Consider the following 24,554-nt stretch of genomic DNA (forward strand, 5'->3'; position numbering starts at 1 on the left):
GTGAGAGGCTATCAATTAAATAACGGTTTTACTTTGATTGAACTGCTGATAGCTGTTGCCATAGTAGGGATACTATCTGCTATAGCTTATCCTTCGTATCAGCAACATGTAATGAAAACCAAAAGAGCTGAGGCGCAGGCACAACTTATGGAGCTGGTGCTATTTTTAGAGCGTGAAAGAAGTGCTAAAGGAATTTATCCTTCTAAAGAGAATTTACCTTTTAATAAAATTCCAAAAGAAGGTACGACTATAAACTATACTATTGATTATGAACCGAATAAAAGAAGTTTCACTTTATCAGCAGTGCCTACAGGTAGTATGGCAAGTGATAAATGCAAGACGCTGACAGTTAATAACTTGAATCAAAAAATACCATCTGACTGTTGGTGAGCTTTAATAAGTTCTTTTAGATAATTGACCCCAAAAAGTTGGACTGACTTTTTGGGGGTTTATTTTATAATTTTGCCTGGTACCTCAATGCTAAAGGCACTTTACTACTTAGATTCTTATTCAGTTTTTTGCGGTTTAGTCGTTGATAACCACCCAGTTGTTGGGGGGTGAGCCCTGTACTTGTGATTGGTTGATCGGCGGCCGCTTTAACCATCAATTGGCTGGCTGCTGTGACTGCCTGTTGATAGCTTTTTAGGTTATTTAAGTCGTATTGGTGCAGATCCAATTGCGCACGTAACCAGTTGCCCCAATAAAACTCTAAATACTCAATCGGCGTATTGCCTGAGCGAGGCTTTTCATAGGCGGCGCCTCGGGTGAAATACACTAAGGCGCGGTAGGGATCATTGTCTAGCTGTTGTAGCCCTAATTGTTTGGGTAACTGCTGGGGCTCAATCGCTTGATTGGTGCCTGAACGTAGCCAGACTTTATTGGCTTGCTGCATGCGCTGCCAAAAGTGCTCAAGGTCTGGGCTGTCGCTAAAGTCGGCACTGACCCTAACGTGCATCGTTAATTCAGGCCCTGCGCCTGGGTGCTCCCATAAACTAGTAAAGGTATGGTGGCCATCGGTCAGATAGAGGTGTTGCTGGGGGCCGATCACCACGGTTTTCATCGATTGCGGATCGCTACCTACCGCGGCCTGACAACTAAAGCTAGCCGGATCTTGTAGGCTGGCTTTGTTGCTGGCGTGGCTGAGTCCTAACTGGCCATTGGTTTCACAGTACTCCTCAAGTACTGCCTGCGGCGCTTGGGCAAAGCGAGCCAGTTTGTAATACACCTGATCGTAGCCAATCGCTGCTTGTGTGGGCCGCAACTGCTTAAGTTGCACCTGAATAATCGTTTCACTGGCCGAATGGCTTGAGTCAGTAACGCTGGCGTAAAGCGGTAACGTGCTTAAACTGCCGGTTAAGAGGATGGCAAACGTCAAACGCATGGAATGCTCCTTAGCTTAAGCGACCAATCAAAACACATACTGTGCACGTAAACTGAGGGCATCGCCGGTCTTATCTCCGACTTTATTACTAGGCTTAGAGGTTTTAACCTTGACGTAATCCGCCGAAATTTTAACCGCTTCATTGGCGTACCAGTTAACACCAAAGGTGTGACCTTTTACCTTGTTATCTAAGAAGTCGCTTTCTTTAACTTGGATTTGATCATGGCGATAGAATATCTCCCACGCGCCTAGGGATTTATCGTTGGGTTTTATTTTGTCAAATTTACCACCATCCAATTTATAGCCGCGCGACTCGCCGGTTAGGGTATAAGCGATTTGGCCATAGTAACCCTCTGCTTTGCGGTCATTGCGTTTAACTTTGTTGCTATTGTCGGCCTTTAGGTCACGGCGCAAGTACTCACCTTGGAGCGATAAAGGACCATGGGCCCAGGCTAACTCTAAGCCCCAGGCACGATCACTATCAAAGTTGGCGTTTTTAATTTTCGGTGCCAGCTCTAGGCGATTACCATTGGCACTGTCTTCAGAGGTGCCGCGTACCCCAAGACGGGTTCGGATGCGTCCGTCAAACTCATTGCCTTGGCTATTGGCGTAACTGGCGCCAAAGTGTAAGACATTGCCAGCACTAGCCAAGGGCGCATACACCACGCGCAAGCCATAATTATTTTTGTTTTTACCATGAGTGTCTTCTTGGTTTTTAGGGCGATTGACACTGGCTGAACCATAGAGCACTTGATTACTCGCACTGATTTGTAACCCCATGCCTTCTTGGTGGTCATTCACCCAAGGTGCTAGGTCATAGATCATTGAGCGCTCAATAGCGGTAATCCATTTGGAGCTGGTGGCCGACTCAAGACCAAAATCTGGATCAAAGCGGCCAAACTTGAGGGTCACCGGATCAAGGCCTAGGTAACTAATCGAGGCCTCTTTCCATGAGGTCTCACCATCGTCAGCAAAGCTCACACTAAAGTCATAGCCCCAAACACTATAAACTTTACCGGAGGCCTCAAGACGCGCCCGGCGAAGATAAGCTTCATCGGCCCGTTTACCATTTTTAGTCATGACTCCATTAAAGGAGTCCATGTCTAGTTGTAAGCGGCCACCGAGCTGAAAGCTAAAGGCATCATCGACTGTTTTTACTTCAAAACCGCCTTTCGTTTTAATCACTAAATCTACGCCATCGGTGCTTACTGTGCCAGCATAGAGTGGGCCAGCAATGGCGAGTGTCAGTAATGAAAGTGGTAGACGGCAATGGGCAAAGCGGAACATACAGCATCCTTAGAATAGTTATCAGGCAGATAAAATTTTAGATGCTGATGCTGTAGGGCAAAGATGACGCGAGGGTGACGTTTAGATGTCAGTTGAATGACAGTCCGCTATTGCCCCACCGCTAACAGCGCGGTGAGGCAAGTTAAGTTAAGCGTTAGACTAGGCTTTTACCTTTCTTTTTGGCTTTGCGGATATCTTTAATGAGTCCGGCGCACAAAACGATCAGAACGCCGGTGGCCAGCACCGGCCACATTAAGACGTAAATAGTTAATCCTAAAGTTGACATGTTAGCTACTCCTTATGCGTTGTTTTGCTCTTGGTGAAATTCAATGACTCTTTGATCAATGGTCGCAAAATCAAATGGCTCAGCTTTGCTGAGTAAGGTGATTAGCGTACAGACGACGGCACTGGCGCCATAGGCCGTAAGGGAGCTGAGCAGTACTGTGTATTCACGCAAAAAGCCAACTGCGTAAGGGGCAAAAATGGCCGCCGCGAGCACCCCGCAAATCAGGCCAACGGTTTTGCCGAAAAAGCCAAAGGTCATGAGGCCAATCACTACCCCACCGCCAATCGCTGCCATTAACTCAAAAAACATGCCCGTGGCACCGGTAATCGGTAGCCAGTTAAAGCGTACGATCAAAAACAGTAAGAAAGAGACCGCAACCGATAGGGTGAACGCTTTGTTAGTGACCTTGTTCCAGTACAGGCTCACAATCACTGGGAACACGATAGAACCCCAGAGGGCGCCAACAAAAATGAGCATGGATAAAATATCTAGTTTTAAGCTAGCAAACACCACGCCCAAGGTGGTGGCGATAATCATGGTCATGCGTCCAATCCAGAGCATTTTTTTCGGACACGGACGATTTTTGGTGATTTGCTTACCATAAATGTCGGTCATGACGATGGCTGACAAGGCTGATAGATCAGAGTCAGCAGTGGAGGACAGCGAACCAATTACCATGATAAACAGCAGGGCCACCATGAAGGGGGGTAAATAGGTGGCAGCCATTTGTGGAATTAGGTTGTTGAGGTCGCCATCTACTGGAATTACGCCAGCAAATAAGGCCAATAGCCCCAACATTCCAAGCCCAATGACAATCGCGCCATAGCCGATGGTGGCAGTAATAAAGCTGGGTTTAATTAGGTCTTCACGCACAGCAAATAGGCGCTGGGCGATGGTTTGGTTACCAATGGCATAGGCCAGAACGGCGACAAAAAATGGCGCGCCTTGTTCTAAAATAGCGGTGGTAGAGAAGAAGTTGGCTTGATCAGCGGTGAGGTTTGGCATACCGGCCTCAAATAGTGAGGGGCCACCTAGTTTAAAAAATAGCACCGGAATAATAATCACCGCTGCTGCAATCATCGCGACCAGTTGGCCAAAGTCGGTAAAAACAGAGGATCTAAAGCCAGACCATAGGGTATAAGACAATACGCCAAAGCCGGCAATCATAACGCCTTGGGTAAAGCTTAAGGGGGAAAGAATATCGACTAAGGCGCCGGCAGCAGTAAAGTTGACCATAAGGCTAATTACGCTACCGACAATGTTAGAGCCGGCGAGGACCATTTGGCTGGCCGTACCGTGGCGGGCGTGCATAATTTCAGCCAAGGTGTGGGCATCAGGGGCTAATTTACGAAAGCGCATGCCAAACGGGTAAATAAACAAAATCATTAGGGCACCCCAGAAACCGTAATGAATAGCGCCCGATAAGCCATATTTGTAGCCTGAACTAGCGGCAGCGTAGAACGAGGCGGCCCAGATCCAGGTGGCGGTCATACTGGCGGCGGACATACCAAAACCAACGGAACCATTGGAAACCATGTAGCCATCCACATTTTCTTCTTTTTTACCAATGCGTAGCGTGAGTAAAAAAGTTATGCCATAAAAGGCGAGTAACAACAGCAAAGCGCCGGTTGTAGAAAATTGAAACATTTTCCATCACTCCTTAAATACCGCGTTCATCCAAGCAGGATGTATTCTGCGTGCGGTAACACGTAGAGCTGTCCTAAAGCGCCAAGGCGCGCCAGGAAGCATAAAGAAGTTACAGAAAGCTGAAGCTGCAAGCGGTTAGCCTACGGATTCAGAAAGAGGCAGTAAAAAAGGCTTCACACCCAACTGTGAGCAAAATGGCTAACTAGCACTTAGCTAGTATTAGCAGGTGGTGGGCTTAAGGGATGTTATTGGTGGCGCCGCGGGCGACTTTATTAATCTCTCTTAAGCAAAAGTATTCCCTATCCATTTTACCGGTAGCTGCTAAGACCTTTTTTAGTATCTCTAAAACTACACAAAGGTAGGCAGTTTTCCTGTAACGGTTAGCTGGATTTAACCAGTAAACACGCGAGCCTTATTCGTCAGTTATTGAGTCGCGAAGTGAAAACTATACCAGCAAAAATCCGTGATGGCTAAAAAATGATCCTTGCTGGCAAGTTTTAGGTGGGAAAGTAACCCGTTAATTAAGCACTGTGCTGGCGCCAAGGGCGGGTCCAGCGTTCAGATAAAATGACGCCGAAAATGGTCATACCGCCGCCAATAAAGTGATATGTAGCCAGCTGCTCAGACAACATCAACCAAGCAATCACCGCCGTAATAATTGGGCCTAAATTAAAAAAACCGGCAGTGCTGCTTGGGCCTAAATGTTTAATCCCAGTCATCCATGCCAAGGGCGCGGCGATTGAGGCAAATACGCAGGCGTATAAAATCAGCGGCACGTTAGCGCTAGTTAATCCCACCTTAGGCGACCATAAAAACAGCGGGAATAAGATAATCACCGCCACTAACACCTGTAGGTAGAGCATGGTCATGGCTGACAGGGGAATTTGCCATTTTTTTAGCAAGGTGCTGTAGATCGCATAGGATAAAGTAGCGATTAACATCATTGCATCGCCCATGTTGATACCGTGGCTTAGCAGGGAGAGTAAGTCGCCTTCTGCAATAGCTAATAGCACCCCAAGAAACGACACAATTGAGCCAACTAATGCCCCCATCGTGAGTTTTTGACCAAGTGCCAAAATGGCTAAGGTTAAGGACATCATCGGCATTAACGAGAGGATAATTCCCATATTAGTCGCCGAGGTTTTAGGTGCGGCAAAATAGGCTAAGCTTTGATAAACCGCCATTCCCAGAAAGCCTAAAATAAAAATTTTGCCCATATACGGCTTGGCTGTGGACCAACTGCGTAGCGCGGGGCGCAGTAAAAAAGGGGTGAGCAACACGGCAGCAAATAACCAGCGATAAAATCCGATTTCCGCGGGATTAATCGCACCTACGGTGAGTTTGTTGACCACGGTGTTACCGGCCCAGAATAAGACCGCCAGCAAGGGAAATGCGTAATACATAGAGGCTCAGTTGTTATTAAAAGAAGAATGCCCGCTATTATGCGCCTGTCTTAATTAAAGCCTATACTGATTTTCAGACAGAGCAGCGTGAATTTAAGACAGTATGCAAAAAAAATACCTCAGCATCCCAGAAATCAGAGATTTACCCAGTACGGTGTATTTTCGCTATGACGAATTCGGTGCCGATACCCATGCCGCGCCCCATCAGCACAGTTGGGGGCAGCTTAATTATACGGCGCGGGGAGTCATGCAGCTGGAAGTGGAAGGCCAAGTGTATCTATCACCACCCAGTTATGCGGTCTGGGTGCCGCCGCATCATCAGCACAGCTGTTATAACCGTGAGGCGGTAATTTATCGCTCGGTATATATTGCAGCCAGCGCTTGTGAGCAGCTGCCGCTTCAGCCCTGTGCGGTCGCAATGAGCGATATTTTAAAAGCGATTTTGAATGACTTTGCCCAGCGCGATGTGAAACAGCCAATGACTTTAGCCGATCAAAATTTAGCACAGGTATTATTGGATCAACTGCAATTAGCGCCAATCGAACAGGCGTATTTACCCTATGGCAGCTCACCGCAGGTTAATCAGATTTTGCATAGCTTACGTTTGCAGCCAGCCAATAATGCCACCTTAGCTGACTGGGCTGAGCAAGTATTTGTCAGTGAGCGCACGCTGGCACGAACGTTTTTGCGTGAGCTGGGCATGAGTTTTGGTGAGTGGCGTCAACGTTTACGTTTTTTAGCCGCGTTAGAGGGTTTAGAGCAAGGGCAAAGCGTTAAAGCCTTAGCCTTTGACTTAGGCTATAGCAGCTCCTCAGCATTTATTAGTATGTTTCAGCGTCATGCAGGCTGTACTCCCGAGGCTTATCGGCGCCAACAAAACTAAGCGATGACTGCCGTCAGTGGACCAGAGGGTCTATACTGTTAGCGTTGTGTTGGGCGTTAATGCCTAACTGTTAAGTTGCCGTTAGCCCTTAGGAGTGAGTATGTCCTCAGAAATTTTATATCGCCCACGTCGATTAAGACGTACTGCGGCGATTCGTAACTTGGTGCGTGAGCAAAGTTTTAATCTGGATGATTTGATTCATCCCATTTTTATTGATGAAGGTTTAACTGAGCGTCAAGCAATTGACTCCTTGCCAGGTATTTGTCGCTTTCCTGAGTCTGAGTTAGCGGCCGAAGTCGATGAGCTGTATAACTTAGGCATTCGCTACATTATGCCGTTTGGTATTTCCCATAAAAAAGATGAAGTGGGCAGCGATACCTGGAATGACGATGGGTTGCTGGCACGAATGGTACGCACCATTAAACAACGGCATCCGGATATGGTGGTGATTCCGGATATTTGTTTTTGCGAATACACCAGTCATGGGCACTGTGGTGTGGTGTGTGATGGCGAAGTAGATAACGACGCCACGGTGGCTAACTTAGTTAAGCAATCAGTAGCAGCCGCGCGGGCCGGTGCCGATATGCTGGCGCCATCGGCAATGATGGATGGTCAGGTAGCGGCTATTCGTCAGGGCTTAGATGAGGCAGGTTTTAGTCATGTGGGAATTTTAGCTCACGCGATTAAGTTTGCTTCGGCCTTTTATGGTCCTTTCCGTACTGCGGTGGATTGTAATCTATCGGGCGATCGAAATGGTTATCAGGCGGACTTTGCCAATGGTCGTCAGGCAATGGTAGAAGCCGCGATTGATGAGGCCGAAGGTGCAGATATTTTAATGGTTAAACCAGGTACACCGTATTTGGATATTGTGGCGCAACTGCGTCAGCGTACCGACCTGCCGATTGCCTCGTATCAGGTGGGGGGAGAATACGCAGCGATTAAGTTTGCCGCCTTAGCTGGTGTACTAGATGAAAAACGTACGGTTTTTGAAACCTTAATTGGTTTCAAGCGCGCTGGGGCTGACATGGTGGTGAGTTATTACACCAAGCAAGTCGCCGAGTGGTTAAAACAAGACCAAGCGTAAGTTGACGTTTAAGCAGCAAAAAGGCATCCATGTGATGCCTTTTTTATTAATCTAAGATCAGCGTTGATTATCTACGCTTTAGATAATGGGTAATGCGATTGAGCAACATACCATACAGCGGTACAAATAAGGTCATACTGATCGCCAGCTTAATTACATAGTCGACTGCCGCGATTTCCACCCAGTGTTGCGCCATAAACGCATTGCTGCTTTGCCAAAAGGCGACCCAGAAGAACACAAAGGTATCAACTAAATTACCAATTAAAGTCGAAGCTGCAGGAGCAACCCACCATTGGGGCAGTTGCCGCAGTCGATCAAAAACCGTGATATCCAATAACTGGCCGACCACATACGCTGCGAAACTGGCCAGAGCGATACGGAACACAAAACTATTAAACTGCAACAAGGTGGCGGCTCCTTGAAAGCTGCCCTCATGAAACAGTGCCGAGACTAGGTAGGATGCCAAGAGAGCCGGCAGCATGGCCCAACCCACTATTTTGCGTGCGGGTTGTTTACCAATTAAACGCACTGTGAGATCAGTGGCAAGAAAAATAAAGGGAAAGCTAAACGCGCCCCAGGTGGTTTGCCAGCCCAGTAACTCCATGGGGAACTGCACCAAATAGTTGCTGGCAATAATAATGAGAATGTGCAGAGTAGCGAGTGCCAGAATTAACCGGCGTAAAGCAGCGTTATACATACCACAACCTTTTTAATGGGGGCGAGGGAACCCAGAATTGGCGCGCAGTATAACCAGTAACGGCTAAGTTGTTAATCGACAAAAATATAGACAGTTTATTTAAAGTTATTAACTAAGTTATCAACAGGGTTGCAACGCTGAAGTTTAGCTGGCTGAGCTGGCATTAGTGGGAGAAAACTAAAAGACTGTGTATAAGTGTGTTGTGTATAAAATGGTAAAACTATTTAACGGCCGCGACAATTATTCATTGAGTGTGATTAAAGCTATATTGATCAGCGACTTACTGGTTTTGTACACAGTGTAGTTAGCTAATTATAGGGCGGACTGGAGGCGAGTCTGCAAGCATTGCATGATTGGTTGTTTTTTGAGCGAATGCTAGGGAGGGCAGAGGATGTGGGCTGTTGCGATTTGTACTAAAGCTTTTAACAGAGTTACCCACAAAGAATAGGGATAACTCTGTTAGCCGGCTTAAGCGCTAGGTTGCGGCCTTATTTCTGTGGAATAGAGCGCGGCGCAATCATGTTTTCTGGGCGTAGAATTTCAGCCAGTAATTCTTCATCTAACAGGTTTTCTTCACGCACCAGTTCGAGAACACCGCGGCCAGTTTCTAAAGCGATTTTGGCGATGCGGGTAGAGTTTTCGTAACCAATATAGGGGTTAAGTGCGGTGACTAAGCCAATCGAGTGTTCTACGAGTTCACGGCAATGTTGCTCATTGGCGGTAATGCCTTCAATGCAATGCTCGCGCAGCATATCCATCGCACGTTTGAGTAAGCGAATCGAATCAAAGGTTTTCCACGCAATCAGCGGTTCCATCACGTTGAGCTGCAGTTGCCCTGCTTCGGCGGCCATGGTCAGCGATAAGTCATTGCCGATAATTTCATAGGCAACCTGATTTACAGCTTCTGGAATCACCGGGTTAACCTTGCCTGGCATAATAGAGCTGCCGGGTTGACGGGGCGGTAGGTTAATTTCGTTAATCCCAGTACGTGGGCCACTAGAGAGCAAGCGTAAGTCGTTACAGATCTTTGAAAGCTTCACTGCAGTGCGCTTGAGCATGCCGGATAACAGCACAAAGGCGCCCATGTCATAGGTGGCTTCAATTAAGTCTGTCGCGGCTTTTACCGGATGCCCACTGATGGCTGCAAGGCGTTGAACCGCTAAACCTTGATAGCGAGGATCGGCGTTGATTCCGGTACCGATGGCGGTACCGCCTAAGTTAACCCAGGTTAAAAGGTCAGGCACCAGCTTATCAAGGCGATTTAAGTCTTCCCCAAGGTTAGTGGCAAAGGCATTAAATTCTTGGCCAAGCGTCATAGGCACCGCATCTTGCAGTTGAGTGCGGCCCATTTTTAATACGCTGGAAAATTCTACGCCCTTGGCTTGAAAGGCATTCATTAGGGCTTTAAGGCTGATCAGCAAGTCTTGATAGCCAAGCAGTAACCCCACGCGAATGGCCGTTGGATAGGCATCGTTGGTGGATTGCGCCATGTTGACGTCATTATTGGGGTGTAAAAACTGGTACTCGCCTTTAGCTTTGCCCATGGCTTCCAGGGCTAAGTTAGCAATGACCTCGTTGGCATTCATGTTGGTGGAGGTGCCGGCGCCACCTTGGATCATATCGACAATAAACTGATCGTGATGCTGGCCATCAATGAGTTGCTTACAGGCGAGGGTAATGGCTTTGTGCTTATCGGCTGATAAGTAACCGAGCTGATGGTTGGCATCAGCTGCGGCTTGCTTAACCATAGCTAAGGCGATAACAAAGTTAGGGTAGTGGGCCAGAGGAACGCCTGATAAGTTAAAGTTATTGCAGGCACGTAAGGTCTGAATGCCGTAATAAGCATCCGCGGGTACTTCTAGGGTACCCAGTAAGTCTTTTTCTAAGCGAGTATTGGCAGAAGACATGAAGCAACCTATTTCACGGTTAATAAGTAAGCCGCTATTTTACGTGAGCTACCAGAGAAAGGCTAAGCAACTCAGCGGCGGGTTGGGGCGTAACGTGTGAGTGTCGACCTGTATCAATAGAAAAACAACAACTAGGCGAAAAGTGCGCTGGTATTAGTTTTTTATTCGTCAGGGGTAAAGGGCTAGCGTAAAAACTCTTGGCTAAAGGTTTTAAAGGTCGGGTGTTTAGCATCACGTAGCCATTCAAAACCGACCATTTCTTTGGTTACCAGTACTGCACCTTGTTGCTGCATACGCTGTAGTGCGTAGTGAGTGTCTTGCGGCTGGCGTGCTGAAATGGCATCCACCACTACAAAGACCTGTTTGTTTTGCGCCAACAGCTGTAAGGCGGTTTGTAAAATACAAGCGTGGGCTTCAATACCGCAGAGCACAAACTGTTGGTACTGCGCCAGTGGATAGTGTTGGCTAAAGTCAGCGCTGGCTAGGCAAGAAAATACCGTTTTATCAACCACAGTGACCTGCTCTAGATAAGGTTGCAGAGCCGCAACCGTAGGTCCAATGCCTTTGGCGTATTGCTCGGTAGCGGCAATCGGCACCTTGAGCAATTGGCTGAGTTTTAGCAGCCATTGGCAATTAGCCACTAACTGTTGGGGCTGATCAACTGCGGCCACTAGTTTGTCTTGCATATCAATTAAGAGCAGTAAGCTTTGTTCGGCTGTCATTAACATGGGGCAGTCTCCGTAGATGATGGCTTAAGCGCGCTAGACATAAAAAAAGCGGTACCGTTTAGCACAGTACCGCTTTTGAGTCGCTGGTTGTTACCTGAGCACGGGCTTAGAACTGCTCGGCAGCAAGTTCGTATAGGCTGGTGCTACCGGCACAAATGCTCGCCTCTAGACCTAGAGTACGTGGCATTAAGCGCTGGAAGTAGAAAGAAGCAGTTGCCAGTTTGCCACTGTAGAATGCTTCGTCTTCCGCAAGTTTAGCTTGAGCTGCAGTCGCCATACGTGACCACATCCAAGCATAGGCGGTGTAACCAAACAGGTGTAGGTATTCAACTGAGGCTGCACCTACTTCGTTCGGATTTTGCGCCGCTTCATTGATTAACCAGTTGGTTACTTTTTCTAGACGCTCAAGGGCTTCTAGGGTCTCTTTAGCGTACAGCGTGCCAGGTTGGGCAACGCTTTCACGAACCAAGTTAGCGAAGATTTTTACAAACGCGCCGCCATTGGAGACGACTTTACGACCGGCTAAGTCTAAGGCTTGGATACCGTTGGTACCTTCGTAGATTTGCGCAATACGTACGTCACGTACTAGCTGCTCTTGGCCCCACTCGCGGATATAGCCGTGACCGCCGAATACTTGCTGACCGTGAACACAGCTTTCTAAACCGTTATCGGTGAAGAAGGCTTTAGCAATTGGAGTTAACAAGGCAACCATGTCAGCTGCTTGTTTTTGCTCTTCTACGTCAGTGCTGAACTTAGAGATGTCTAATTGTTCGCCCACTAAGCAAGCAAAAGCCCGACCACCTTCAGTTAAGGCTTTCATGGTGAGCAGCATACGACGCACATCTGGGTGCACCATGATTGGGTCAGCGGCTTGATCTTTGTTCTGTGGGCCAGTTGGCGCACGGCTTTGGATACGCTCGTTGGCGTATTCCACAGCACTTTGGTAAGAGGCTTCAGCACAACCGATACCTTGAATACCGATTGATAGACGCTCGTAGTTCATCATCGTGAACATTGCAGCCAAACCTTTGTTTACTTCACCAACGAGGTAACCGGTGGCACCGTCAAAGTTCATCACACAGGTGGCAGAAGCTTTAATACCCATTTTGTGCTCAATCGAGCCACAGCTCACTGCGTTTTGCTCACCCAGTGAACCGTCTTCTTTGACCATCACTTTAGGTACTAGGAACAAGGAAATACCACGGGCACCTGCAGGTGCATCCGGTAGTTTAGCTAGCACTAAGTGAATAATGTTTTCGGTCAGGTCTTGCTCACCACCGGTGATGAAAATTTTGCTCCCGGTAATTTTGTAGGTGCCATCAGCATGGGGTTCTGCACGGGTGCGAATAATACCTAAGTCAGTACCAGCGTGTGCTTCGGTTAAGCACATAGAACCTGCCCAGCGGCCTTCGTATAACGGCGGTAAGAATTTTTCTTTTAATTCTTGGCTGGCGTGTGCATCAATGGCTAAGCACGCACCAGAACTTAGGGCTGAGTACAGCGCAAAGCTGGAGTTAGCAGAGTACAGCATTTCTTCAAACTGTACGGATAGCATTTTTGGCATACCCATACCGTTAAATTCTGGGTTACCACCTAAACCAACCCAGCCACCTTCAATGTAGGTTTGGTAAGCCTCTTTAAAGCCGGCTGGCGTGGTTACTACGCCATCATTCCACTGTGCGCCTTCTTCGTCACCACTACGGTTTAATGGCGCAATCAGTTGACCAGTAACCTTTGCTGCTTCTTCTAAGATCGCATCGGCCGTATCCACATCAACGGTTTCTGCTAAGGCAGGTAAGCGAGCCCAAAGTTTTGGCGCATCAAATACTTCATGAAGAACAAAGCGCATGTCGCGTAGCGGAGCATTATATTCAGCCATAAATCATCCTACTTTTTTTCAGGTGCTGGTTAGTAATGGCCAGCACGTGGTACATAAGGCGCAGCTCATCTGCGCCTTTCGTATTAGTCTAGTTTAGCATCATCGGTTTCAGTTTTTGGCGCCGTGCTAAATTTTAATAGGTGGGTGCGTTCAACTAAGATATACAGCACCGCACCGGTCGCCAAGCCCCAACCTGCACCATACACCGCCAATACCACACCCATGGTGCCGGCAATGCCGCGCTCGGTGTTATTGGTGAGCTGCTCAAAACCTACCATTAAACAGATGTAACCTGTTAGTAGCAAAGTCAATGATAAGGCGATAGGTAATACCGGTTGGAAGAAGGTGACCAAGGGCAGTAAAAACAGTGCAATAAAGCCAGAAATCCAGAACGTACCCGCGCCGCTGTAGATCGACTCCATTGCGTGACGGCCATGCTTATAGCGCTCAGCCATGGTTGCTGCAATGGCAGTCCAGATCGGGCCAGCTAAACCTGGATAAGGCGCAAAGAAGGCGTGCAGGGCGTTACGGATCGCAGTAACTAAGTGCACACGGTCAATATTGTTCTCGATTTTTTCATCGCTACGTAGTTCATCAGCCCGCTGCATCAGTGACTGTCCGACAATAATGTCACCAAACGCAATCACGTAAGAAATAATCGCGGTTGGAATTGCCAGCATAAATACTTTGGCGTCTGGGAAACCAACAGTAAAGGGCAAGTAGTTCCACATTTCTTTGAAGTTAGGGGAGGTAATGCCAAATTGGATATCGGGCATTTTGTACTCACCCACGGCGATACCGATAAAGATCGCAATCAACATGCCGGGAACCATGCCGTAGTTAACGATTTTTTTCGCAAATGGAAAGCGATCGGTTAAGCCACGGAAAGAGACCGAGAACATCAGGTACAGACACACCAAGCTACCAATCACCAAGGAAATGGGGGTATTAGCTAGGCGGCCGCCAGTTGAAATTTCACCCATGAGCGCGGCAATACCTGCGCCAATAATGATGCCACTTTTCATTGAGTTAGGAATAAACCGCACCAAGGCACTGCCGAGTCGGGTGACACCTAACACTAAAAATATAATGAAAACCAAAAATTGTAGTGCAAACAATGCCTGAATGGCTTCAGGGCCTGGCTCATAGTTACCTAAAAACAGTAGGACTACCGGAATTCCAGGCGTAACCCAGCCAGGCACGTAGGGGGTACCTAATAATGCCGGTAGCATAAAACCAATTCCGCAGACCACGACGTAAGCGAGGGCAACGTCATAGGGTAAGCCGAGGTATTTTTCCAATAGTGGAATCATCCCCAAGCTAACCACAAACATAATCAAAGCTTGGAACATTTCCGCGGTTTCCCAGCGGTAATGCACAAAGGGTAAGCGCACCTTAAATGGGCCAGCTTTCCAGTAGGGTTGCTCTTCCCCGTGTTTGCGTTGATATAACTGCATATTCATCTCCATTTCTGCCTAGGCTAGTGGGTTACTAGCACTTGAGCCTTTATTGCTTATTGTTGGTTTGTTATTGAAGAGCTCACACAGAATTGCTTAAAGCTCTTTTGCGATTTCTCGCAACAGATACTTTTTCGTTTTGCCTGTGGAGGTTTTAGGTAAATCATCAAAAATGATGGTTTTTGGAACCTTGAACGCAGCTAAGTGTTGGCTGCAAAACTGTTTAATATGCTCACTGGTAATATGCGAAAACCCAGCTTTTAAGGTAATAAAAGCGCAGGGGATTTCCCCCCATTGAGCGTTGGGTTGGGCTACTACCGCCGTTTCTAGTACTGCAGGATGGCGGTACAGCACGCTTTCTATTTCTAGGCTGGAGATGTTCTCTCCGCCAGAAATAATAATATCTTTGAGTCGATCTTTAATCTCGATATAGCCATCAGGGTGACGCACGGCTAAGTCGCCACTGTTAAGCCAGCCATTGGCCAGTACTTGTTGAGTGGCTTTAGGGTTTTTTAGATAGCCCTTCATCACTGTATTGCCGCGCATAAAAATCTCGCCAATAGTTACGCCATCAGCAGGAGTAGGGGCTAAAGTTTTTGAGTCCGCGACCATTAAGTTTTCCATAGTCGGATAGCGCACTCCTTGGCGAGCCTTGACTTCGGCACGTTGATCGGCGGGGAGTAAATCCCAGTCGTTATTCCAAGCACAATAAGTGGCAGGACCATAAACTTCAGTCAGCCCATAAACGTGGGTGACTTGAATGCCCATTTGCTCGGCATCATGAATAATTTTTGCCGCTGGTGCAGCGCCGGCCACCATCACACTCACTGGATGCTCAATCGCCGCTTTGGCGGATTCAGGCATGCTGATGAGGGCATTTAAAATAATCGGCGCTCCACAAAAGTGGGTCACTTTTTCTTGGCGAATGAGGTGTAAGATCTTTTGTGGATCAACGCGGCGTAAACAGACATGTACGCCGGCCAACGCGGTAATAGTCCAGGGGTAGCACCAACCATTGCAATGAAACATGGGCAAGGTCCAGAGATACACGGGGTGCGTACCTAGGCTCCAAGACATTTGATTGCCCGTGGCATTTAAAAAGGCGCCGCGGTGATGATAAACCACGCCTTTAGGGTTGCCGGTAGTGCCGGAGGTGTAGTTTAGCGAAATTGCCTGCCATTCATTTTCTGGCAGTGACCATTGAAAGAGAGGGTCGCCTTCGGCTAAAAAAGCTTCGTAATTAAGGTCGCTAACTGGTAAGCCATCGCCATATTCAGGGTCATTCACATCGATAATTAAGGGCGGGTGCTGTAATTTAGCGCATGCCGCTTTAACGGTGTGATGATATTCTCGGTCAGCAATCAGTACCTTCGACTCAGCGTGCTCTAGCATAAAGGCAATCGCATTGGCATCCAGTCTGACATTTAGAGGATTAAGCACTGCGCCAGCCATAGGAATTGCAAAATGAGCTTCGAGCATTTCTGGAATGTTCGGCAGTAATACTGAGACGGTATCGCCTAAGCCAATACCACGCTCAACTAAAGCCGAGGCCAGTTGTCGACAACGCTGATAGGTTTCAGACCAGGTACGGCGAAGCGCCCCGTGAACGACCGCAGGGTAGTGGGGGTAAATAGCAGCACTACGCTCAATAAAGCTGATCGGGCTTAATGCAAGGTAGTTGGCAGGGGTTTTCTCGAGACCTAGCTCGTACATCGACATAAAAAGCTCTAGGAACCTACTAGCAAAACAGCAGTTACTTCTATGGGATAACAGACTTAATACAGAGATTTCCGTAAAATCTATCTGGCCATAGGCTAAGAATAGGGTATTTATATGCTATTTTCGGTGCATTATGGTAGTTAAACCAAGGTTTTATAGGTGTTGTACTATAAGGTTTTTTAAGTGAGTAACCATGGATATTGAGTGCCCTGTAGCCGCTGAAAAACGCGCTGATAAGATGCTGGAATTTTTGCGTCTGCAACGCTCAGCCGCCGTGCCAACTCTATGTTTGGCCGCTTTAGAAAACTATTGTTTAGCCAGCCCAGCGGTGCAGCAGGCGGCGTATTATGTTTGGCAGCCAGAACAGAGTGACTATCTTCCAGTGACTAATCAGGCGCCACAATTACTTGAAGACTATGCCCCAGATTTATCTGCTGCCGAGCTTAGACAGCAGCTGCTAAATGCAGCGGCTACGAGCAATCAGGCGCCACAAAGTGAGTGCTTGGAGGCTAAAGGCTGGTTGTTACAGCGCTTTGAATTTGCCGCGTCTGGTGAAGGGTTGCTGGTGATTCAGTTAGTTAAGCCAGATCAGCGGCAATGGGTGCAAGGATTAGTCGCCAGTTTAGTCGCAGCTCAGCAAGCGAGTGAGCAGTTATTGCAGCAGCAGTGTGACTTGGTTAAAGATCCACAGCCAAGTTTGCGGGTGTTGGCTAATGGTGATCTGGCCGAGCAAAATGTGGCGCTGCAAGGCTTGTTAACACAAACCCAAGCCGAGTTAGCGCAGTTACTGCCCAGTAATCACCGCGCGTTAGTGCGCTCAAGTTTATTGCAAGAGCGCGCCATTGAAGAGGTGGAGTTCAGTTATCAAGATACAATACTGCACTGGACCTATATTCCAATCTTAGATCAGCAGCAGGTGCTGGTGCGGGGTAAGGATGTCAGCCAAACGGTCAAGGTGAATCGAGAGGCCGCCCAAGCTTGGCGTCTGTACCGATTGATTACTGAAAACAGTATGGACTTGATTTCGCGCCATGCGCCGGATGGTTGTTTTATTGATGCCTCACCTGCATCTTGGAGTTTACTTGGCTATTGGCCAGAAGAAATGCGCGGTATGCAAGGTTTATCGCTGTTTCACCCAGATGACGCGGCGCAGATGCACAGCGCCTATAACGCCTTAAGTCAGCAGGGCTATTACACCATGACTTGGCGTGCTCGGCATCGTGAGGGCCACTATGTCTGGTTTGAAACGGCAAGTCGGGCAATTCGCGAAACGTACACCGGCAGTGTGGTAGAAATTGTCAGCATTTCCCGTGATATTACGCGGCGAGTATTGATTGAAGAGCATCGTCAGCGGCTAGCTGAAGTGGTGCAGGCCAACACCGACTTAATTTTGTTTTTAGCCCCCGATGGTTGGGTCAGTGGGGCCAATCCCTCGGCGCAAAAAGCCTTGCAGGTTGCAGCCGAGCAAACCTTTGCCATTAAGCAGGTGTTAGCGGCGGAAGATTATCAGCGGCTACGCACCCTTGGCTGGCAGCAAGCAGAAACCACCGGGGTGTGGAGCGCTGAAGTGCGCTTACAGCCACTACAGGGGCGTACCAGTTTTCCTGCTTCCTTGGTGCTGTTGGCACATCGTGGACGGACCGGTGAGCGCTATTATTCGTTGGTGGCACGGGATATGACTGAGCGTGAGCGACATGAGGTGGCGCAGCGTAAACATCAAGAAGAACTGGCCCATACCGCGCGCTTAATTACTTTAGGTGAGCTGACCTCGGGGATTGCCCATGAGATGAATCAGCCGTTGGCAGCCATTATGAATTATGCCAATGCCAGCTTGCGTTATTTGCAGCAAGCGGCAGCAGATGAATCTTTAGCAAAAGTGACCCAAGGTTTACAGCGGATTAACGAACATGCGCAACATGCCGCCGAGGTAATCAAGCAGCTGCGCGCCTTATTGCGTAAAGAACCACGGCGACTGCAAGCGCTGTCGGTGCAACAGGTGGTGCATGAAGCAGTGCGCTTATGTCAGTGGCAAGCAGGAAGCTGGCTAATCAGTATCACCACCGAATTACCCGAGCAATTACCGGCTATCTATGCCGATCGAGTGTTATTGGAGCAAGTGCTGCTTAACTTAATTCGCAATGCCATGGAAGCGAACCATCAAGCCTTGCCCAATAGCGCCTCAGAGATTCAGGTGCGTGCCAGTTTAACTGAGCAGCAGCAAATTATGATTCAGGTCAGTGATCAAGGCGGTGGTGGGCAACAGGCGAATCTTGAGCAGTTATTTACTCCCTTTTATACGGAAAAAAAGGATGGATTAGGGCTTGGGTTATCAATGAGTCGTAGTATTGTTGAAGGCTTTGGCGGCGAGCTGAATGTGCGACGCTTGAACAGTGGCGGCTTAATGTTTAGTTGCTGTTTACCGCTACGTGAAAAGGCAACAACTGCGTCATTGCTGACAAAGTGACCTCTGTTGAAAATCAAGTACAATGGCAATAGATGTTATTTATCTCGCTGTCACTGGTCATAAGGACGCCGTAGGCTGGTACAGCGCTATCTTACTAATTGAGTAAAAGGTTAAGCATGACCCAACAAATAGTGTATGTCGTAGATGATGAGCAAGGAATGTTGGACTCCACCGTTTGGTTGTTAGAGTCCATCGGCCTAACAGTGCATGCTTTTACCAGTGGCCAAGAATTTTTGCAAAAGTGTGATCCTAACGCCTGTGCCTGTGTGATTTTAGATGTGCGGATGCCGGGGCTCGGCGGATTAAACGTACAAGAAAGCATGCGCCAACAAAATATTCACTTGCCGGTTATTTTTGTGAGCGGGCATGCGGATGTGCCGATAGTGGTACGCGCCTTTCGCGCCGGCGCTGTCGACTTTATTGAAAAACCCTATAACGAGCAATTATTGCTCGACAGTGTCCAGTCGGCTTTGACCGGTCAGGCCTATAGTTATACTGCCGATGCCCGTTTAGCAGTGATTCAGCAGCGTTTAGATAGCTTAACTCCAAGGGAGAAAGACGTCTTACTGCCCTTGGTTAAAGGTTTTACTAACCGGGAAATTGCTGAGCAGTTATCGGTCAGTGTGAAAACCATTGATCTTTACCGCTCACGGGTGATGAAGCATATGCAAGCCAGCACTCTGCCTGATTTAGTGGGCATGGTGATTGCAGCAGGCTTAGTTGATCCGCTTAATTTGCGCGGCTAAGCATCGGGCTGTGCTGCCTTAAAGTCTTTCAATGCTGCTAAACGCGCGGCCTGCAAAGCTTCACCTAAGGCTGCGCCTTGATAGCCCTGGGTTAATAAGGCTTGGGGGCTTACCGCTTTGACCGCTTGAGCTGCGGCTAATAAATACTGGGCTTGTGGATAGGCGCGATCTTCAAAGGTATAGCGGCCCCTGGCATCCATTTCACAAGCTGCAACAAATTGCGCTAGGCGCTCTGGACGACGGTAAACATCAAAGGCTTGCAGTAGCTTTAGCAAGGTCTGCGGGCGCAGTTCTAGGGCGCGATGACAGTGGGTATGGTACTCACTGACTAAAAGCGCCATCTGGGCAATTTCGCTGGGCACTTTAAGTCGTTGATTCACTTGTTTGATTAACGCTAAGCCACGGCTTTCATGGCCTAGATGGCGAGGCAGAATATCAGCTGGGGTTAAGCCTTTGCCTAGGTCATGCAGTAAGCAAGCCCAGCGTACAATCAATGGTTGCGCAAAGCGTGCGCACTGTTGTAACACCAAAAGCGTATGCAAGCCGGTATCCACTTCTGGATGAAACTCGGCTCGTTGCGGAACGCCAAACAGTTGATCAACTTCCGGGAGCAGCACCTTAAGTGCGCCGCAGTCACGTAGTACCTGTAGATACACGTCTGGGCGTGGTTCCATCAGTGCGCGTCGAGTTTCTTGCCAGACTCGTTCTGCGGTTAGGTGATTGAGCTCACCTGATTCAGCGAGTTGCTGCATCAGATGCAGGGTTTCTGGGGCCACTTGAAAGCCCAACTCGGCATAACGTGCAGCAAAGCGTGCTACCCGCAATACTCGCAAAGGGTCCTCAGTAAAGGCTGCGGAAACATGGCGTAATACACGCTGGGCTAAATCCTGCTGGCCATTGAAAGGATCAATAATGCTGCCATCGGCGGCTTGAGCCATGGCGTTAATGGTGAGGTCGCGGCGACTTAAATCTTGCTCTAGGCTAACATCGGGTGCGGCATGAAAGGTAAAACCGCCATAGCCATGCCCGGTTTTACGTTCGGTGCGGGCCAGGGCATATTCTTCTTGGGTGGTAGGGTGTAAAAACACAGGAAAATCACTGCCTACTGGCTTAAACCCCTGAGCTAGCATTTGTTCTGCACTGGCGCCGACCACCACCCAGTCAACATCTGTTACGGGGCGTTGCAATAAATAATCACGAACTGCGCCGCCCACCTTGAAAATTTGCATCCTCGCCCCCATATTGTGTGAACAGTCATCATAGAAAAAGATAATTTAAACCCAACTGTAGAAAAACTGTCATTGCAGGTTGTTATCTTGCTATAAATAGCTATGATGCTAAAAGTTTATCGATTGTTGGTTGTTGATAGTTTTAATCTATTAAAGCGATGCCAACATTCAATTATCCAAAGCACGTTAGGTTAAGTAGTATAACTGCCATAACGTTCTTAACCCCAAAGGAGTCAGAAATGTCCTACATCAATAGCGAAGTAAAACCATTTAAAGCACAGGCTTACCACAACGGTGACTTCATTGAAGTAACTGAAGCTGACCTAAAAGGTAAGTGGTCTGTAGTTTTCTTCTACCCAGCAGACTTCACCTTTGTTTGCCCAACTGAATTAGGCGACTTAGCGGACAACTACGAAGAGTTCAAAAAACTAGGCGTAGAAATTTACTCAGTATCTACTGATACCCACTTCACCCACAAAGCGTGGCACGACACTTCAGACACTATTGGCAAGATCCAATACCCAATGATTGGTGACCCAACTGGTCTGATTACTCGCAACTTCAACGTCATGATTGAAGAAGCAGGTCTAGCAGATCGTGGTACCTTCGTGATTGATCCAGAAGGCAAAATTCAGATCGTTGAAGTGAACGCAGGTGGTATCGGCCGTGACGCTAAAGAGCTTCTGCGTAAAATCAAGGCGGCTCAGTACGTTGCTGCTCACCCAGGTGAGGTTTGCCCTGCTAAGTGGCAAGAAGGCGAAGAAACACTAGCACCTTCTTTAGACCTTGTAGGTAAGATCTAAGTAGGTCAGGTTGAGCTTAACCTAGGTTAACTTAATCTAACTTACTGATTTTCAGTAAGTGTCCGAATGCCCGGGCATGAATGGCTCGGGCATTTTTGTATCAAAAATTTGTGGATTGAAGACGAGGAGTCATCATGTTGGACGCTAATTTAAAAACTCAATTAAAGGCCTACCTAGAGAAGGTGACGCAGCCCTTCGAGATCGTTGCGTCCCTTGATGAAGGTGCCAAGTCTGCTGAACTAAAAAGCTTGCTTGAGGAAATCGCGAGCTTAAGTGACAAAATTACTCTGCGTTTAGATGGGCAGGATGCGCGTAAGCCATCGTTTAACTTAAATCGCATTAATGGCGATATCAGCTTAACGTTTGCTGGTATTCCTATGGGTCATGAATTCACTTCTTTGGTTCTGGCGCTGTTACAAGTGGGCGGTCATCCCTCTAAGTTGGCGCAAGATGTGATTGAGCAAATCAAAAATTTAGACACTGAGATGCAGTTTGAAACTTACTTCTCATTGTCCTGCCAGAACTGCCCTGATGTGGTACAGGCACTGAACTTAATGGCGGTGCTTAACCCAAAAATTAAGCACGTAGCGATTGATGGGGCATTGTTCCAAGAAGAAGTCGAGCAGCGTCAAGTGATGTCGGTGCCTATGATTTTCCTAAATGGCGAGATGTTTGGCCAAGGCCGAATGGGCGTCGAAGAAATTTTAGCCAAAGTAGATACCGGTGCCGTGGCCCGTGAAGCGGAAAAAATCAGCCAAAAAGAAGCCTTCGATGTATTGGTCGTTGGTGGTGGTCCTGCTGGTGCTGCTGCAGCAATTTACGCTGCGCGTAAAGGCATTCGTACTGGTGTTGCGGCTGAACGCTTTGGTGGACAGGTGCTCGATACGATGTCGATTGAGAACTTTATCTCAGTTCAAGAAACTGAGGGGCCAAAGCTGGCGCGAGCAATGGAGGAGCATGTGCGTCAGTACGAAGTGGATATTATGAATCTACAGCGTGCCACACGTTTAGTTCCAGCGGCTGAGAAAGGTGGCTTGCACACCCTTGAGTTTGAGTCGGGCGCTCAGTTACAGGCTAAGTCAGTGATTTTGTCCACGGGTGCTCGCTGGCGCGAAATGAATGTGCCGGGTGAGCAAGAGTATCGTACCCGCGGTGTAGCTTACTGCCCGCACTGTGACGGTCCTTTGTATAAAGGGAAGCGTGTTGCGGTGATTGGTGGTGGTAACTCGGGCGTTGAAGCGGCGATTGATTTAGCGGGTATTGTGTCTGAGGTGACGCTGATTGAGTTTGATACCAAACTGCGGGCGGACGAAGTATTGCAGAAAAAACTTGCTACCTTGCCAAACGTGACTGTGATTAAGAATGCGCTGACCACGGAAGTAAAAGGCGATGGCAGTAAAGTGACTGCGTTGGTTTACAAAGACCGTGCAACTGAAGAGTTACACACCATTGAGCTAGAAGGTATCTTCGTGCAGATTGGTTTGCTGCCAAATAGTGAGTGGTTGAAAGATACCGTAGAGCTGACCAATCGGGGTGAAATTGTGGTGAATGACCGTGCTGAAACCAGCATTCCTGGCGTATTTGCTGCAGGTGACGTGACTACTGTACCTTACAAGCAGATTGTGATTGCGGTAGGCCAAGGTGCAACTGCTTCTTTGAGTGCTTTTGACTACTTAATTCGCTCGTAACTCAACTAGCGCACTAATTAATCCCGCTACCTTATTCGGTGGCGGGATTTTTTTTGTAAACAATAATCGGCTTATAGTTTACGCAGGGTAAGAATTTGTTCACTGCGGCCAAAAGGGCCCTGACAGTCATGCAGTACCGAGCTGGTTAAGCCTGTGCCATCAGTGCCATATTGCTGCACGGTTTCTAGTCCGAGCCACTGGCCTTGGGGTAAGCGGTGCAGATGAATTTGCAAGTCTAAGTTTGGAAAACCCCACACAAATTCACCTTCTTGGCGCGGAACTATGCCATTAGCGGTGTCAACTAGGCCCATTAGATGGCTAAAATCTGAGGTGTTTTGCCCAGCGACCATGGCCACGGGGGTGTTAATCCAAACAATACCTTTACCGGCACGGCGTTCAGGATTCGCACGTGTTTCTATCGACTGAATAAAACCACCTGCCCAGCGCTCCATCCCTTGCCATGCAGGATAATCTTCAGGCTGTAAAATAGCTGAATCCTCTAAGCCGGCTACGTCGCTGCTATCTTGAATCTGAATTCGCCAGGCGCGGGCGACAATACAGGTGCGGCCATTGGCGGCCATGGTCGATTCCAAGAGCTCAATGGTTTTACCTGGGCGAATCACCTCGGTAGTAATGGTAAATTCAGTGAAGGGAATTAAGCCAAAAATATCTAAGCTAATACGAGCAATCCGTAAGTCATGATTGCTCGAAAACTGCTCCAGTTCTGTGCATAAAATCCCGGTAGCCGGCGCCATATGTTGTTCGTGGGGATTCCATGCGCCTTGTGCATGTGTAGTCGGTTGATAGTGGGCAATCACTTGAGATTGGTCTGCATTGGTTTCACGCTGAATAAGCTGATAGTAAGCCGCCATCTAGTAGATCCTTATTGTTATTGGAAAAAGCCTATAAAAGGCTAGCAACTATCCTAGAGCTTAACCTTAACGTAAGCAGGGAGGTATTGGCGGAAAGTAAAAGCGCGGGTGCAAGCAGGCATGGCTGCAAGTAATGCTAAATTAGCTGGCGTGAAATATGATAAGAGATTAAAACAGGCGAGAGGTATCACTAAACATTGCCAGAATTGGCTTTGAGATGGTGGGCCCACACGGACTTGAACCGTGGACCAAGGGATTATGAGTCCCCTGCTCTAACCAACTGAGCTATAGGCCCAACTCAGGGCGTAGATTATACAGACTGCTAGAAAAGACGCAAATAAAAAACCCTCGAGGAGTCGAGGGTTTTGACACTGCAGAGGGTGGCTGCAGGCTA

Annotated in this window: 20 protein-coding genes and 1 tRNA gene; 7 read left to right on the forward strand and 14 right to left on the reverse strand. The window is 48.0% G+C overall.

Going from position 1 to position 24,554, the window contains the following annotated elements; genetic code table 11:
* A complete protein-coding gene (locus AC2T15_RS01250; protein WP_486778527.1) occupies positions 1-390 on the forward strand; it encodes a type IV pilin protein in 390 nt (129 codons plus the stop codon).
* Positions 391-454: 64 nt separating this feature from the next.
* Here AC2T15_RS01250 and AC2T15_RS01255 read toward each other — a convergent pair whose 3' ends face one another.
* The 5 genes from AC2T15_RS01255 to AC2T15_RS01275 all read right to left on the reverse strand — a co-directional run bounded on the left by AC2T15_RS01255 (position 455) and on the right by AC2T15_RS01275 (position 6,004).
* A complete protein-coding gene (locus AC2T15_RS01255; protein WP_486778528.1) occupies positions 455-1,381 on the reverse strand; it encodes a ParB/Srx family N-terminal domain-containing protein in 927 nt (308 codons plus the stop codon).
* Between the two features lie 27 nt (positions 1,382-1,408).
* The gene (locus tag AC2T15_RS01260; RefSeq protein ID WP_486778529.1) at positions 1,409-2,668 is read right to left on the reverse strand and encodes an OprO/OprP family phosphate-selective porin; all 1,260 of its coding nucleotides are present in this window, start codon (positions 2,666-2,668) and stop codon (positions 1,409-1,411) included.
* Positions 2,669-2,822: 154 nt separating this feature from the next.
* Entirely contained in the window at positions 2,823-2,954 is a 132-nt protein-coding gene (locus tag AC2T15_RS01265) for a putative transporter small subunit (RefSeq protein ID WP_231692541.1), read from the reverse strand.
* Between the two features lie 12 nt (positions 2,955-2,966).
* Complete coding sequence (locus AC2T15_RS01270; RefSeq protein WP_486778530.1) at positions 2,967-4,601, reverse strand: sodium:solute symporter family transporter; 1,635 nt, start codon at positions 4,599-4,601, stop codon at positions 2,967-2,969.
* Positions 4,602-5,122: 521 nt separating this feature from the next.
* Entirely contained in the window at positions 5,123-6,004 is an 882-nt protein-coding gene (locus AC2T15_RS01275; protein ID WP_486778531.1) for a DMT family transporter, read from the reverse strand.
* 103 nt (positions 6,005-6,107) lie between these two features.
* Here AC2T15_RS01275 and AC2T15_RS01280 point away from each other — a divergent pair, with 103 nt between their 5' ends.
* Together AC2T15_RS01280 and hemB are read left to right on the forward strand one after the other, a co-directional pair.
* A complete protein-coding gene (locus tag AC2T15_RS01280; RefSeq protein ID WP_486778532.1) occupies positions 6,108-6,887 on the forward strand; it encodes an AraC family transcriptional regulator in 780 nt (259 codons plus the stop codon).
* A 100-nt stretch (positions 6,888-6,987) separates the two neighbouring features.
* Positions 6,988-7,971, forward strand: a complete 984-nt coding sequence (gene hemB / locus AC2T15_RS01285) for a porphobilinogen synthase (RefSeq protein ID WP_053101026.1) — start codon at positions 6,988-6,990, stop codon at positions 7,969-7,971.
* Positions 7,972-8,038: 67 nt separating this feature from the next.
* On the opposite strand, the gene AC2T15_RS01290 is transcribed toward hemB, so the two are convergent.
* From AC2T15_RS01290 to AC2T15_RS01315, 6 genes are all read right to left on the reverse strand, one after another.
* Positions 8,039-8,668, reverse strand: a complete 630-nt coding sequence (locus tag AC2T15_RS01290) for a 7-cyano-7-deazaguanine/7-aminomethyl-7-deazaguanine transporter (RefSeq protein WP_486778533.1) — start codon at positions 8,666-8,668, stop codon at positions 8,039-8,041.
* Between the two features lie 488 nt (positions 8,669-9,156).
* Positions 9,157-10,575: an aspartate ammonia-lyase gene (locus AC2T15_RS01295; protein WP_286593086.1), complete on the reverse strand. Its 1,419-nt coding sequence runs from the start codon at positions 10,573-10,575 to the stop codon at positions 9,157-9,159.
* Between the two features lie 182 nt (positions 10,576-10,757).
* Positions 10,758-11,303: a hydrolase gene (locus AC2T15_RS01300; RefSeq protein WP_053105060.1), complete on the reverse strand. Its 546-nt coding sequence runs from the start codon at positions 11,301-11,303 to the stop codon at positions 10,758-10,760.
* 106 nt (positions 11,304-11,409) lie between these two features.
* Positions 11,410-13,182 (reverse strand): acyl-CoA dehydrogenase C-terminal domain-containing protein, encoded by a 1,773-nt coding sequence (locus tag AC2T15_RS01305; protein ID WP_053103361.1) that lies wholly within the window; start codon positions 13,180-13,182, stop codon positions 11,410-11,412.
* 83 nt (positions 13,183-13,265) lie between these two features.
* Positions 13,266-14,639 carry a solute carrier family 23 protein gene (locus tag AC2T15_RS01310; protein WP_053103362.1) on the reverse strand — a complete coding sequence of 458 codons (1,374 nt, stop codon included), beginning with the start codon at positions 14,637-14,639 and terminating at the stop codon, positions 13,266-13,268.
* Positions 14,640-14,735: 96 nt separating this feature from the next.
* Entirely contained in the window at positions 14,736-16,358 is a 1,623-nt protein-coding gene (locus AC2T15_RS01315; RefSeq protein ID WP_053101032.1) for an acyl-CoA synthetase, read from the reverse strand.
* A gap of 193 nt (positions 16,359-16,551) precedes the next feature.
* On the opposite strand from AC2T15_RS01315, the gene AC2T15_RS01320 reads away from it, so the two are divergent.
* Together AC2T15_RS01320 and AC2T15_RS01325 are read left to right on the forward strand one after the other, a co-directional pair.
* Positions 16,552-18,822: a PAS domain-containing sensor histidine kinase gene (locus AC2T15_RS01320; protein WP_486778534.1), complete on the forward strand. Its 2,271-nt coding sequence runs from the start codon at positions 16,552-16,554 to the stop codon at positions 18,820-18,822.
* A 116-nt stretch (positions 18,823-18,938) separates the two neighbouring features.
* Entirely contained in the window at positions 18,939-19,568 is a 630-nt protein-coding gene (locus AC2T15_RS01325) for a response regulator transcription factor (protein ID WP_053103363.1), read from the forward strand.
* Here AC2T15_RS01325 and AC2T15_RS01330 read toward each other — a convergent pair.
* The gene (locus AC2T15_RS01330; protein ID WP_486778535.1) at positions 19,565-20,797 is read right to left on the reverse strand and encodes a multifunctional CCA addition/repair protein; all 1,233 of its coding nucleotides are present in this window, start codon (positions 20,795-20,797) and stop codon (positions 19,565-19,567) included. The two genes, AC2T15_RS01325 and AC2T15_RS01330, sit on opposite strands and share 4 nt — an antisense overlap.
* A 239-nt stretch (positions 20,798-21,036) precedes the next feature.
* Here AC2T15_RS01330 and ahpC point away from each other — a divergent pair, with 239 nt between their 5' ends.
* Positions 21,037-21,600 carry an alkyl hydroperoxide reductase subunit C gene (ahpC, locus tag AC2T15_RS01335; protein WP_053101035.1) on the forward strand — a complete coding sequence of 188 codons (564 nt, stop codon included), beginning with the start codon at positions 21,037-21,039 and terminating at the stop codon, positions 21,598-21,600.
* A gap of 134 nt (positions 21,601-21,734) precedes the next feature.
* Entirely contained in the window at positions 21,735-23,288 is a 1,554-nt protein-coding gene (ahpF, locus tag AC2T15_RS01340) for an alkyl hydroperoxide reductase subunit F (protein WP_286593079.1), read from the forward strand.
* A gap of 71 nt (positions 23,289-23,359) precedes the next feature.
* Here the strand turns inward: ahpF and AC2T15_RS01345 are convergent, their stop codons facing one another.
* Complete coding sequence (locus tag AC2T15_RS01345; RefSeq protein ID WP_486778536.1) at positions 23,360-24,160, reverse strand: thioesterase family protein; 801 nt, start codon at positions 24,158-24,160, stop codon at positions 23,360-23,362.
* Between the two features lie 218 nt (positions 24,161-24,378).
* Positions 24,379-24,455, reverse strand: a tRNA-Ile gene (locus AC2T15_RS01350).
* Between the last annotated feature and the right edge of the window lie 99 nt (positions 24,456-24,554).

The sequence above is a fragment of the Thiopseudomonas sp. SA1F2-1K genome (genome assembly GCF_057443035.1).

Coding starts and splice junctions, on each gene's coding strand:
- AC2T15_RS01255 (WP_486778528.1), bottom strand. CDS start 1,381: ATGCGTTTGACGTTTGCCATCCTCTTAACCGGCAGTTTAAGCACGTTA.
- AC2T15_RS01260 (WP_486778529.1), bottom strand. CDS start 2,668: ATGTTCCGCTTTGCCCATTGCCGTCTACCACTTTCATTACTGACACTC.
- AC2T15_RS01265 (WP_231692541.1), bottom strand. CDS start 2,954: ATGTCAACTTTAGGATTAACTATTTACGTCTTAATGTGGCCGGTGCTG.
- AC2T15_RS01270 (WP_486778530.1), bottom strand. CDS start 4,601: ATGTTTCAATTTTCTACAACCGGCGCTTTGCTGTTGTTACTCGCCTTT.
- AC2T15_RS01275 (WP_486778531.1), bottom strand. CDS start 6,004: ATGTATTACGCATTTCCCTTGCTGGCGGTCTTATTCTGGGCCGGTAAC.
- AC2T15_RS01280 (WP_486778532.1), top strand. CDS start 6,108: ATGCAAAAAAAATACCTCAGCATCCCAGAAATCAGAGATTTACCCAGT.
- hemB (WP_053101026.1), top strand. CDS start 6,988: ATGTCCTCAGAAATTTTATATCGCCCACGTCGATTAAGACGTACTGCG.
- AC2T15_RS01290 (WP_486778533.1), bottom strand. CDS start 8,668: ATGTATAACGCTGCTTTACGCCGGTTAATTCTGGCACTCGCTACTCTG.
- AC2T15_RS01295 (WP_286593086.1), bottom strand. CDS start 10,575: ATGTCTTCTGCCAATACTCGCTTAGAAAAAGACTTACTGGGTACCCTA.
- AC2T15_RS01300 (WP_053105060.1), bottom strand. CDS start 11,303: ATGTTAATGACAGCCGAACAAAGCTTACTGCTCTTAATTGATATGCAA.
- AC2T15_RS01305 (WP_053103361.1), bottom strand. CDS start 13,182: ATGGCTGAATATAATGCTCCGCTACGCGACATGCGCTTTGTTCTTCAT.
- AC2T15_RS01310 (WP_053103362.1), bottom strand. CDS start 14,639: ATGCAGTTATATCAACGCAAACACGGGGAAGAGCAACCCTACTGGAAA.
- AC2T15_RS01315 (WP_053101032.1), bottom strand. CDS start 16,358: ATGTCGATGTACGAGCTAGGTCTCGAGAAAACCCCTGCCAACTACCTT.
- AC2T15_RS01320 (WP_486778534.1), top strand. CDS start 16,552: ATGGATATTGAGTGCCCTGTAGCCGCTGAAAAACGCGCTGATAAGATG.
- AC2T15_RS01325 (WP_053103363.1), top strand. CDS start 18,939: ATGACCCAACAAATAGTGTATGTCGTAGATGATGAGCAAGGAATGTTG.
- AC2T15_RS01330 (WP_486778535.1), bottom strand. CDS start 20,797: ATGCAAATTTTCAAGGTGGGCGGCGCAGTTCGTGATTATTTATTGCAA.
- ahpC (WP_053101035.1), top strand. CDS start 21,037: ATGTCCTACATCAATAGCGAAGTAAAACCATTTAAAGCACAGGCTTAC.
- ahpF (WP_286593079.1), top strand. CDS start 21,735: ATGTTGGACGCTAATTTAAAAACTCAATTAAAGGCCTACCTAGAGAAG.
- AC2T15_RS01345 (WP_486778536.1), bottom strand. CDS start 24,160: ATGGCGGCTTACTATCAGCTTATTCAGCGTGAAACCAATGCAGACCAA.